Raw genomic sequence first — 10,733 nt, 5'->3', positions numbered from 1 at the left:
GGTCTACTTCGACACACAGCCGCTACCGCAGGCGGCTTAACCCGGCAGGTCATCACTTAGAAATCGCTGCGGACTGTCCAATGCATGGGGTCCAGCTCAAGGTGATATCCAGCGTCGAAGACGCCCGCGCGCTCAAGCCCGGCTTGCTGCATATCGTCGATCGGGTACTGCAGGTCTATACGCCAACGGTGCTCGCGATTTCCACGCTCGCTTTTCTGGGATGGGCCCTCGGGCCGCTCGCCTTCGGCGCCGATCCCGAGTTTCAGCGCGCGGTGTTCGCCGCGCTGACCGTACTGGTAATGGGCTACCCCTGCGCGGTCGGCATCTCCGCGCCGCTGTCGATCGTGCGCGGTGCCGGTGAGGCGGCCGATAAGGGTGTGCTGATGCGCACCGGCGAAGCCTTCCAGGCACTGCGCAAGATCGACGCTGTGGTTTTCGACAAGACCGGCACACTCACCGAAGGCCGGCCGGCGGTGCGTGATATTCATAACGTCGACGATCACGACGACGACACGCTGCTGGCGGTTGCCGCCGCCGTGGAAGCGGCCTCGGAGCATCCGCTGGGCCGCGCGGTGGTCGAAGCGGCACTGGAACGCGGACTGGATTTCCCCGAGATTGCCGACTTTCAGGCCGAGTCTGGCCGCGGCGTGACAGCGCAGATCGACGGCGAGACCGTACGGGTCGGCAGTCCGGCGTTTCTGAGCGCCGCAGGCGTCGCATTGGACGCCTTGCAGGAACGCATCGATACCGCCGAACAACAGGGCCACACGGTGATCGTCGTGGCCCGCGGCGCACGACTGCTCGGCGCGATCGCGCTCGGCGACGCCCTACGAGCCGACACTGCGGATACCATCGCCCGACTGCACGATCTGGGCATTCGTACCGCGATGCTCACCGGCGACAACGAACGCACCGCTCGCCATATCGCCGAGCGCGCGGGCATCGACGATGTGTATGCCGGCGTGCTCCCCGATCAGAAGGCCGAGCGCCTGCGTGCTATGCAGCGCGACGCGCGTCTCGCCATGGTCGGCGACGGCATCAACGACGCGCCAGCGCTGATGCAGGCTGATATCGGTATCGCTATGGGCTCTGGCACCGATATCGCCATCGACGCAGCCGATATCATCATCCTCAACGGACAGCTCGGTGCGGTCATCACGGCCTGGCAGATCAGCCGCTGGGGCTATCGCAAGATGTTGCAGAACGTGGGCCTGGCTTTTTTGTTCAACGGCATCGGTATTCCGCTGGCAGCCACGGGCCTGATTTACCCGGTGTGGGCCATGGTCGCCATGGCGGCCAGCGTGACCGCGATCTTCGTCAACTCGCTGTGGCAGCGGCCAACGATGTTTTTCGATGCGGTGGCGAGTGTGGCCGACTGAACGAAAAAGCTCGCCGTTTATCGATTTTGACATGGAGCCGAGCCAATGAGAGTGGAACGACAAGTGTGGTCGCTTAATCGATGGCAGACCATTACGCTGATTGTATTGCAACTTTTATTCGCCGCCTGCGCGACCAGCGTTCTGATTTACCGCGCCCAAGGCTGGGCGCCGGAGGTGATCAATTTCGGGTGGCTATCGTATCGCGCCTGCAACATCTATATCTCCCTTGCTTTGGTCGCGTACTTCGTCGTTGGTTTGTGGCGAGGGCATCGTTATATCGCACCGCTGCTTACGCTGTTCGTGCTGTTTCATTTGGTTGAGGGGGCGATCATCGGCTTCTGGACCAAGGCGATCCTGCAACTCGCGGCGCTCGGTGTGTTGAGTTGGAGTATCTGGCCCGCGCTTCGTACGCCCGCGCCGCTGAAAAGCAGTTCAACCAACAGGGCGAGATGACCGGACTTTGGAATCAACGCCGAAAACAGGCAAAAGCGACGCTGCAAACCCATGGCCTCAACCGTCGCCGCTGCCCCGGGGGGAAGTCCGTGCCGCCGCATTGTCGTTCCCCTTACCGTTGTTGCCATCGCCAGTAACCGGGCACCACGGATTGTCAGGCACGCCGGCGCAAGGATCGGGCATGGGCGGCTGATCGGGCAACGGCAGCAGTTCGGCCCGGATGGCGAATTCCTGCGTAAATGGGGCGGGCCGTTCTCACGGCGGTCTTTGCCTATCGCTCACGCGTATCGACGTGGGCTTCTCCGGTCGGATCTACGCCGCCTATGACGGCATCTACATTGCCGATTCGCTGGCTTTGCTGTGTGGCTCAGGGCCTGCGGCCTACTCGTCGGCGTTAAAAACGAAGCTGAGATTGATAACGATAGAGATGTTGGCACCATCGTGACAGCGCGAAAAGCCCATTTGACGTTGACGGGGTCATCTCACGAAACGGAAAAATCGTACGCTAACTGCGACGCTTGTCCGCAGCGTATCGGCAACGCTAGTGGTTATTCGCCAGGGCCTTGACGATGCGGCAATCTTCGATCCGCCCCCCATGGCAGGCATGGATCATATCGTCCAGTGAGTTTTCCAAAGCTTGCAAGGTCGCAAGCTTGTCACGCACGGCTTCAAGATGCTTTTCTGCGAGTCGAGCGACGTCTTCACAGGAAGCCTCACTCTGATCGGCATGTGTCAGGAGCGTGCGTACATCGTCTTGGCTGAAACCCAGTTCCCGGCAACGTTTGATGAATATGAGCCGTTCAAGGTGAGATGTATCGTAATAGCGCTGACCCCCCTCACTGCGGCCCGCTTCCGGTAGCAGACCTACATCGCCATAGTAGCGGATCGTGGCCACGCCTACGCCCGTGCGTCGGGCGAGATCGCCAATACGCAGATCGGATTGCGTCATGAATACCTCGTGCTTGAAGCTCTAGCAACTCGAGGATTTATCGTGGCGCTCCTATCGCCCGCTGGCAACTCAAGCGTAGGAATATCGTGTGTGCAAGCAAGCATTGATCAACCGCGTGCCGGCGCGCAACATAACAGTATTCCCGGGCCTGCTCGCGGTCTATAGCGTGGCTTTGCTTGCTGGCGCGCTTCTGCCGCTAGCTTTCGCGCCGTTGGGTTGGTATTGGCTCGCCGTGCTGTCGCCGGCTGCTCTATTCCTACTGGCCGCCCATCTACCGAAACGCCAAGCGCTCTGGACGAGCTATTTCTTCGGCCTGGGTTACTTCGGCGTAGGCGTGTCCTGGGTGTTTATCAGCATCAGTCGCTACGGCAGCGGGCCTGCGCTTGCCATGTTCCTCACTGCGGCCTTTGTGGCCTTGTTGGCCTTGTTCCCGTGGTCAGCGATATTTCTCGTGCGCACCTTATGCTCGCGGACGGGTGGTTTCGCACTGTGGCTTGGATTGCCGGCGGCATGGGTATTGAGCGAATGGGTCCGGCTCTGGTTCCTGACCGGCTTTCCTTGGCTTTTTCTAGGTTACAGCCAGATCGGCACACCGCTTGCCGCAATCGCACCGGTGTTTGGCGTGCTGGGCGTGAGCTTTGTTGTGGCCGTGATGGCAGGTGCTCTGGCGTGGACGATGCTTCGTTTCAGCTTGTGGCGCCTGGCAATCACAAGCGGCGCACTGGTGGCGCTATTGCTCGGCACATCACTGCTTGATCGTGAATGGACCGAGCCGGTCGCCAAACCCCTGTCCGTCGCGCTTGTGCAGGGGAATATGAAACAAGACAGGAAGTGGAAGCCGGAGGCGCTCGCGTTCACCTTGAGGCGCTATCGAGCGCTTACCCAACCCTACGCGGGAACCGACCTTATCGTCTGGCCGGAAACCGCCGTGCCGGCGTGGTTCGATCAAGCCTCTGAATATTTAGACCGACTCCAAACACGCCTTGGCGCACGCGGATCGACCCTGATACTCGGGATTCCCGTACGCACCGACCAAGGCCAGGCATACAATGCCGCCGTCAGTTTGGCTCGTCCGCGTCGGTTCTATTACAAGCGCCATCTGGTGCCCTTCGGTGAATACGTCCCACTGCGCGGACTCGTCGGCCCATGGCTCAATATCCTGGGCGCGCCGGTAGAAGACTTCAGTGCAGGCCAGCGACCGCGACTGCTATATGCCTCCGGCGTGCCCATCGGTGCATTGATTTGCTTTGATGTGGCGTTCGGCGCTGAAGTCGCCGACCTGCTCCCGGCCGCGCAGTTGTTGGTCAACCTGAGTAACGACGCCTGGTTCGGGGATTCCCTCGGGCCGCATCAACATCTGCAAATTGCGCAAATGCGCGCCATTGAGACTGGGCGTCCGCTCTTACGTTCAACCAACACCGGCCTCACGGCCATGATCGACCACAACGGTCAAGCGCTGGCCCGCGCGCCACAGTTCGAGTCGACTGTTTTGCCGGCAGAGGTTACACCGCGCACGGGGACCACGCCCTACGTCCGCTGGCGGGACAAGCCGGTACTGGCTTTCATTGGGATCGCGCTGAGCATGCTCGTTTGGGCAGGGAAAAGGCAAAGGGATTCTTCGCGCTGACTGCTTGACCCTTTAGTTGCTAGAGGTTTTATCGTCGCTATATGTTCAACAGAGTCGGTGCACGATTGCGCCGGTGGAGGTAACACGCGATGGCCGATTGCGGCTGTGAATTCGAGGCCGAAGACCAGGCCCAACAAAAGGCGCTCTACTGGCTGCTGGCGATCAATGGCGTCATGTTTCTGGCTGAATTCGGGATTGGTTTGCTGGGCGGCTCCACCGCGCTGATCGCCGATTCACTCGACAACTTCGCCGATGCGGCGGTTTATTCTGCCGGGCTGTATGCGGTGGGGCGCGCCGTCCATCACAAGGCGCGCGCGGCTTCCATTGGCGGCGTTGTGCAGATATTGCTCGCTTTGTTCGCCTTGGGCGAAGTGGTCCGGCGGACCGTTATGGGCAGCGATCCCGAGCCCGCCTACATGATAGCGATGGGCTTGGCGGCACTTGTCGCGAATATCACGTGTTTGCTCATCATCGCCCGCCATCGGGAAGGCGGCGTCCATATGCGCGCGAGTTGGATCTTTTCGGCCAACGATGTGATCGCCAATGTTGGCGTCATTGTCGGCGGCGCGCTTGTCTACTACTTCGACACGCGTTACCCCGACCTCATTATCGGTCTGGTCGTTGGTTTCATCGTCCTACGCGGCGGTGTCCGCATCCTGAAGGACGCGCGCAAAACGCGAGACGAACTTCAGGCATCGTCGCCCACGGGAGCCCTTTGACGTGGCGATATATACGTGCACTGCGAACAGGAGTCACAGCTCGTGTCTACGGGGTCGATAGGCGGCACGCTGAAAAGTGCTAGCCCGACCGACAAGCTGCGGTGGCTGGGGTTGTCTCTTGCGCTGCTGCTCGTAGATCAAGCAGCCAAGTACGCGGCCAGCACCTATCTTGACTATGGTGAGCGCAGAGCCGTCACAGAGTTTTTTAGCTGGACACATCTACATAATACGGGTGCCGCATTCAGCTTTCTGGCCGATGCGGGTGGGTGGCAACGGGCATTCCTGATCGGTGTCGCCGTTGTCATATCGGCCTTTCTGTTGCGCTGGCTGTGGCGCGGGGTGACTTCGCAAGGTCAAGGGATCGCGCTCAGTGCGATTTTAGGCGGTGCGCTGGGCAACTTGACGGATCGCCTGCTACGCGGCTACGTCGTGGACTTTCTCGATTTCCATTTCGCACAGTACCACTGGCCGGCATTCAACCTGGCCGACGTCTGGATCACAACCGGCGCTGCATCACTGATGTGGGCACATGCAAGATACCGCGAGTGAGCGTATCGGCCCGATCGCTGAGTCCCGGCTCGGGCTGCCCGAATCCCCACCGCTGGCCGGGCACGCTAGAGTAATTTTGAATGACAAGTACGGCTCGATACCTGAATCTCTACCGACCAAAAGCATGGAAAACACCATGAAGCTATTCGTAGCATTGCTGTTGAGCCTGCTTGGCTCCATTATCGGGATCGCCCCTGCCGCGGGACAGACCGGCCCGGGCCGCATGGGCGACGGCGGTCTGATGAACGGATCAATGATGCAATGCGGCATGATGGGTGGCCCGATGATGGCCGCGTGGGTGCTGTTTGCACTTCTCGTGTTGAGCGTATTGGTGCTCGCCGTGGTGGCGCTGATCAAATACCTGCGTAGCTGATGACGACTATCGACCCCAGACGCCGCATGCTATTGCGTTGCGTGGGCGGCCTTGCGGGTATCACCGCTTTGACGCCCACAGCTCTGTTGACGGCGTGTAAAGACAACGCGGCCGCGGGTACGAAACGCGAAGGCGCGGGCCATTACGGCCTCGAAAATGGCCCCTTCGACGTCGACATTCGGCTGCGCGCGCGTCCGGATACCGTGCCCATTTTGCCCGGCACGCCAAGCGAAGTCTGGCGCTACACGGCCGAACTGCGTAATGGCCCCGCGGATACCATCACCCCGGTGGGCGACAGCTACACCGGGCCGCTGATCCGGCTGCGCCGCGGCCAGCGTTTCCACGCCCGGTTGGAGAACAGCCTGCCGGAGGACACCACCGTGCATTGGCACGGGCTGCACGTGCCGCCGGATGTGGACGGCCAGCCACGGCTGCCGATCAAGCCCGACGAAGCCATGACCGTAGCCTTCGATGTGCGCGACCGCGCCGGGCTGTATTGGTACCACCCGCACCCGCACGGACCGGACGGCGGCCGGGTGGGCTTTCAAAGCTATGCGGGTTTGGCCGGCCCGCTGGTCATCGAGGACGAGGCCGAGCGCGCCCTGGGGCTGCCGGCCGGGGATCAGGAAATGATCCTGGTTCTGCAAGACCGCCGCTTCGCCGGCGACAACGAGTTGACCTATATCGGCAGCGGCATGGGCACCATGATGACCCGCATGCGCGGCTTTCTCGGCGACCGCATCCTGGTCAACGGACAACCGGATAGCGCACGCGAAGTCGCCACCCGGCCGTACCGTCTACGAATACTCAATGGCTCCAACTCGCGCATCTACAAACTGGCCTGGAGCGACGGCCGGCCCATGACTGTGCTCGGCACCGACGGTGGCCTGCTGGCGGCGCCGCGCCAATATCCCTTCGTGGCCCTGGCGCCGGCCCAGCGCATCGATCTGTGGGTGGATTTATCCGCAAACGACCCCGGCGATGAACTGCGCCTGCTCAGCGACAGCTACCAGGCCGGGATGATGGACAACATGATGGGCGGCGGAATGATGGGTAGCGGCATGATGGGCGGCGCAGACCTCCCCGCAGGCACACGCGTCCCGTTACTCGCCTTGCGCGTAACACGGCGCGAACGCGGCAAGGAACGACTGCCTGAACGTCTCGCCGAGGATTTGCAGACGCCACCGGTCGAGCGCGACACCCCGTTGCGCCGCTTCAAGTTGGGCATGGTCATGATGCGCGGCTTCGCCATCAACGGCCGCCGGTTCGAAGGCGCCACCGTGGCCGACCACGAAATCGTGCCCCTGGGACACACCGAGGTCTGGGAATTTGTCAATGACTCCATGATGCCGCATCCCATGCACGTGCACGGGCTGCAGTTCGCGGTCGTCGGGCGAGAGCAAATCGGCGGCCGCCGGGGCTGGAGCGGTCTGGCGGCCGGACTGGTCGATTCCGGGCTACACGACACGGTGCTTGTGTTGCCGGGCGAACGCGTGCGTGTCGCGTTGACCTTCGCCGACTTCGAGGGGCTTTATTTGTATCACTGCCACAACATGGAACACGAGGATAACGGCATGATGCGTTACTACCGCGTTCGTTCATAAACCGAGTTACTATCGTGTATAAAAAACCTCGACTCCGTACCCGGCTTCAGTCTTGTAAAGATAAAATCCAAGCCCTATAGTTTTTATATGAAGCGGTTCATTGCCCAATTGCTCGTGATGATCGTTATGCTCGGCAGCGTACTGGCGAGCCCCGCGGTCATGGCATGGTCCATGGAGTCCGAGACCCGGATGGACGATTGCGCACTTTGCCAGAACGAGTTGTCGAATCAGCCGCATTCGGCATCGGCTACCGCCAGCTGTGCCGTGGCCGCCTGCGCGATGGTCGCCAGCATGAACCGTACCGATATGCCGGTTTTTCATCCGGCGCCCGCGGCGCTGTTTCCTTCCCCGTCCGCCCATCGCGGCCGGCTGCTGGATGGCCCCGATCCCTTCCCTCCGCGTGACCTCCACGCCTGATCCGACGGGCGCCTAACGCGCCACGTTCCTCGGATTCTTCCTGGCGGTCGCTCGGGCAATTTGTGCCCGACCGCAGCGCTCCGCAGCACACGATCGTCGTGACCCGACGAAATACGGGTAATGCGAAAACCGTGCCCCTGAGGATGAATCCGGACACATCGATTCAAGTCACGTGGAGTCATATTCCGATGAAGAACATTCTAATTCGCGCCATAGCGATGTGGTCGCTCCTGGCGTTTGCCTCGGCCTTTACCGGCATCGCTTTCGCGGCGCCGATCCAGGCCGCCCTGTATCACAACCCCGGCTGTATGTGCTGCGAGAAATACGCCGACTACCTCAATGAAAACGGTTTCGACGTCGAAGTGCTCGACACCAACGATATGGCCGGCATCAACCGTCAGCACGGCGTGCCCGCCAAGCTCTCCTCCTGCCACACCATGATGGTCGGCAACTATGTCGTCGTCGGCCATGTGCCGGCGCAAGTAATCAACAAACTGCTGGACGAACAGCCCGATATCCGTGGCATCTCGCTGCCCGGAATGCCGATGGGATCCCCCGGCATGGGTGGCGAAAAGCAGGAACCTTTCGTGATTCACACGCTGAGTGATGACGTTTACACGACGTATTAGGCCTGTCTTCAGGCAACCATCGAGGAAATCAATGGTGAAAAGCTGCAATTCCGAAGCATCGACTTCGTCGTCCGACTCGGGTCATCCGGCCCGGCGCTGGCTCGAGCCACGCAGCGTGCTCGTGGGCGGCTTGGTCGCCGCGGTAATCGGGCTCGTATTCAACTGGAACTGGGTCGTGGCCATCGGGGCCGTGCCGCTGCTGTTCATCCTGCCCTGCATGATCATGATGGGCTGGATGATGTGGAGCATGCGACCGAAAGCTACTGATGATTCAACGGCCCGACAGGAACCAAACACGCAAACCCGTTATTCACAGCAGACAGCGCCGTTGAGCGCGCCTTCTGCACAATCCAAAGAGGACTAGAACCATGCGTACAACAGTAAAAACGATTATTGCCGCCGCTCTGATCGCGGGCGCACCCGCCGTACTCGCCGCCACGCCAGGCGACGATACCCAGTCGGCACCCGCGGACAACATGGGGCAGATGATGCAAGACGATAGTGAAAAGGGTCATGGCATGGGCATGAACAACAAGGACATGCCGATGATGAAAATGATGACCCGGATGAACGACATGATGGAAACCTGCAACAAGATGATGCAGAGCAAGATGGAGAATATGAACGGCCCGGACGGTTCGACCGACAAGGGCTAGACACGAATGCGCCGGCGGCCCCAATCCCGGTGGCCGCCGGCCTCTTCTTGATCGAACAGGAGTATAGAAATGAGCTTACATCTAGGCGATACCGCCCCGAATTTCACCGCCGATACCACCGAAGGCGAGATCGATTTCCACGAATGGCTTGGCGACGGCTGGGGCATGTTGATGTCGCATCCGGCCGACTTCACACCGGTGTGCACCACCGAGCTGGGCGCGGTCGGCGGTCTCAAGGAAAGGTTCGCCCAGCGCAACGTGAAAGCCATCGTGGTCTCGGTGGATTCGGTGGATGATCACAAACGCTGGTCGGCCGATATCGAGGAAACCCAAGGCCAGTCCGTGAACTTCCCGATCATCGGCGACTCCGACCGCAAGGTCGCGGAACTCTACGACATGATCCACCCGAACGCCGGCGACACGTCGACGGTGCGCAGCGTGTTCATCATCGATTCCAACAAGAAGATCCGGATGACGCTGACCTATCCGAAGAGTGCCGGGCGTAATTTCGACGAGATTCTGCGGGTGATCGATTCGTTGCAGCTGACCGACAACTACAAGGTCACCACCCCGGCCAATTGGCAGGACGGCGACGACGTGATCGTGTCGCCCGCGCTGTCCAACGAGGAGGCCGAGAAGCTGTTCCCGGCCGGCTGGAACGAACTCAAGCCCTATCTGCGCATAACCCAGCAGCCGAACAAGTAACGACCGAGAGTGTGCTGCCCCGGATACAGGCGCGTTGTTGTATCTGGGGCGTTACCGGCGATCACGTCATGAGCCGTCCGCGCTGGGCATGGATCCGATCGATGCATGACGTCGGCCATCCAACCACAGGCTTGTTTCCGACATGCAAACCCAAGCGCCGTACCAAGAGGTTGTCGCGGAATACGCTCGGATTGCGGGCCGCTATGATCGGAAGTGGTCGTTCTATATCGAGGCGACGATGCAGGAGACGATCGCGCGTTTGCCGCTGGGCGAGGAGGATCGATTACTCGATGTGGGCTGCGGAACGGGCGCCCTGCTTTATCGTCTTGCGGCCGTTCATCCCGCAACTCGGTTCGTGGGCGTGGATCCGGTACCCGCCATGCTCAAGGTCGCGCGCCGCAAACTCCCGTCTGATATAGCACTTCATGAGGGATGGGCAGAGCAGATCCCATTTGCCGACGCGCAGTTCGACCTCGTCGTTTCCTGCAGCATGTTTCACTACGTCGCGCGGCCGCTCGACGCCTTGATCGAAATGCGGCGCGTGCTGCGCCCCGGCGGCCAGCTCGTGCTCACCGACTGGTGTGGCGATTATCTGATGTGCCGGCTGTTCGAGCGCTATCAACGGCTGCGCGCGCATGCGCACGCACGGACCTATCGAACGCATGAGTGCGCT

13 protein-coding genes and 1 pseudogene are annotated in these 10,733 nt (G+C 60.8%); 13 read left to right on the top strand and 1 reads right to left on the bottom strand.

What is annotated here, in order from left to right; genetic code table 11:
* Positions 1–98 precede the first annotated feature (98 nt).
* Both CMN27_RS04370 and CMN27_RS04365 read left to right on the top strand, forming a co-directional pair.
* A pseudogene (locus tag CMN27_RS04370) lies at positions 99–1,379 on the top strand (heavy metal translocating P-type ATPase); the annotation flags it as partial.
* A 51-nt stretch (positions 1,380–1,430) separates the two neighbouring features.
* On the top strand, positions 1,431–1,832 hold the full coding sequence (locus CMN27_RS04365; protein ID WP_293624233.1) for a hypothetical protein: 402 nt from the start codon (positions 1,431–1,433) through the stop codon (positions 1,830–1,832).
* A gap of 541 nt (positions 1,833–2,373) precedes the next feature.
* Here CMN27_RS04365 and CMN27_RS04360 read toward each other — a convergent pair.
* The gene (locus tag CMN27_RS04360; protein ID WP_006911929.1) at positions 2,374–2,781 is read right to left on the bottom strand and encodes a helix-turn-helix domain-containing protein; all 408 of its coding nucleotides are present in this window, start codon (positions 2,779–2,781) and stop codon (positions 2,374–2,376) included.
* Positions 2,782–2,869: 88 nt separating this feature from the next.
* Here CMN27_RS04360 and lnt point away from each other — a divergent pair, with 88 nt between their 5' ends.
* The 11 genes from lnt to CMN27_RS04305 form a co-directional block, all read left to right on the top strand.
* Positions 2,870–4,408, top strand: coding sequence for an apolipoprotein N-acyltransferase (gene lnt / locus CMN27_RS04355; protein ID WP_293624230.1), 1,539 nt, complete (start codon positions 2,870–2,872; stop codon positions 4,406–4,408).
* An 89-nt stretch (positions 4,409–4,497) separates the two neighbouring features.
* Positions 4,498–5,127 carry a cation diffusion facilitator family transporter gene (locus tag CMN27_RS04350; RefSeq protein ID WP_006911931.1) on the top strand — a complete coding sequence of 210 codons (630 nt, stop codon included), beginning with the start codon at positions 4,498–4,500 and terminating at the stop codon, positions 5,125–5,127.
* Positions 5,128–5,169: 42 nt separating this feature from the next.
* Positions 5,170–5,676 (top strand): signal peptidase II, encoded by a 507-nt coding sequence (gene lspA, locus CMN27_RS04345; RefSeq protein ID WP_021031445.1) that lies wholly within the window; start codon positions 5,170–5,172, stop codon positions 5,674–5,676.
* On the top strand, positions 5,657–6,049 hold the full coding sequence (locus CMN27_RS04340) for a hypothetical protein (protein WP_123657077.1): 393 nt from the start codon (positions 5,657–5,659) through the stop codon (positions 6,047–6,049). The genes lspA and CMN27_RS04340 overlap by 20 nt, the downstream gene beginning before the upstream one ends.
* A 41-nt stretch (positions 6,050–6,090) precedes the next feature.
* The gene (locus CMN27_RS04335; RefSeq protein WP_293624218.1) at positions 6,091–7,653 is read left to right on the top strand and encodes a multicopper oxidase family protein; all 1,563 of its coding nucleotides are present in this window, start codon (positions 6,091–6,093) and stop codon (positions 7,651–7,653) included.
* A gap of 87 nt (positions 7,654–7,740) precedes the next feature.
* Complete coding sequence (locus CMN27_RS04330) at positions 7,741–8,070, top strand: hypothetical protein (RefSeq protein ID WP_006911935.1); 330 nt, start codon at positions 7,741–7,743, stop codon at positions 8,068–8,070.
* A 218-nt stretch (positions 8,071–8,288) separates the two neighbouring features.
* Positions 8,289–8,699, top strand: coding sequence for a DUF411 domain-containing protein (locus tag CMN27_RS04325; RefSeq protein ID WP_161627807.1), 411 nt, complete (start codon positions 8,289–8,291; stop codon positions 8,697–8,699).
* 34 nt (positions 8,700–8,733) lie between these two features.
* Positions 8,734–9,063, top strand: coding sequence for a hypothetical protein (locus CMN27_RS04320; protein WP_209064655.1), 330 nt, complete (start codon positions 8,734–8,736; stop codon positions 9,061–9,063).
* 4 nt (positions 9,064–9,067) lie between these two features.
* Positions 9,068–9,355, top strand: a complete 288-nt coding sequence (locus CMN27_RS04315; RefSeq protein WP_006911938.1) for a hypothetical protein — start codon at positions 9,068–9,070, stop codon at positions 9,353–9,355.
* Positions 9,356–9,424: 69 nt separating this feature from the next.
* Entirely contained in the window at positions 9,425–10,060 is a 636-nt protein-coding gene (locus tag CMN27_RS04310) for a peroxiredoxin (RefSeq protein ID WP_293624201.1), read from the top strand.
* A 142-nt stretch (positions 10,061–10,202) separates the two neighbouring features.
* Positions 10,203–10,733, top strand: a 531-nt coding sequence (locus CMN27_RS04305) for a methyltransferase domain-containing protein (protein ID WP_293624199.1), incomplete at its 3' end; no start/stop codon positions are given.

The organism is Salinisphaera sp., assembly GCF_002729955.1.
Classification (GTDB): domain Bacteria; phylum Pseudomonadota; class Gammaproteobacteria; order Nevskiales; family Salinisphaeraceae; genus Salinisphaera.
This window is presented reverse-complemented; position numbering and strand designations above follow the sequence as displayed.

Bases quoted from the DNA above. Each gene is read 5' to 3' on its own strand.
- CMN27_RS04325 (WP_161627807.1), top strand. From the start codon at position 8,289: ATGTGGTCGCTCCTGGCGTTTGCCTCGGCCTTTACCGGCATCGCTTTC.
- CMN27_RS04315 (WP_006911938.1), top strand. From the start codon at position 9,068: ATGCGTACAACAGTAAAAACGATTATTGCCGCCGCTCTGATCGCGGGC.
- CMN27_RS04360 (WP_006911929.1), bottom strand. From the start codon at position 2,781: ATGACGCAATCCGATCTGCGTATTGGCGATCTCGCCCGACGCACGGGC.
- CMN27_RS04310 (WP_293624201.1), top strand. From the start codon at position 9,425: ATGAGCTTACATCTAGGCGATACCGCCCCGAATTTCACCGCCGATACC.
- CMN27_RS04330 (WP_006911935.1), top strand. From the start codon at position 7,741: ATGAAGCGGTTCATTGCCCAATTGCTCGTGATGATCGTTATGCTCGGC.
- CMN27_RS04350 (WP_006911931.1), top strand. From the start codon at position 4,498: ATGGCCGATTGCGGCTGTGAATTCGAGGCCGAAGACCAGGCCCAACAA.
- CMN27_RS04340 (WP_123657077.1), top strand. From the start codon at position 5,657: ATGCAAGATACCGCGAGTGAGCGTATCGGCCCGATCGCTGAGTCCCGG.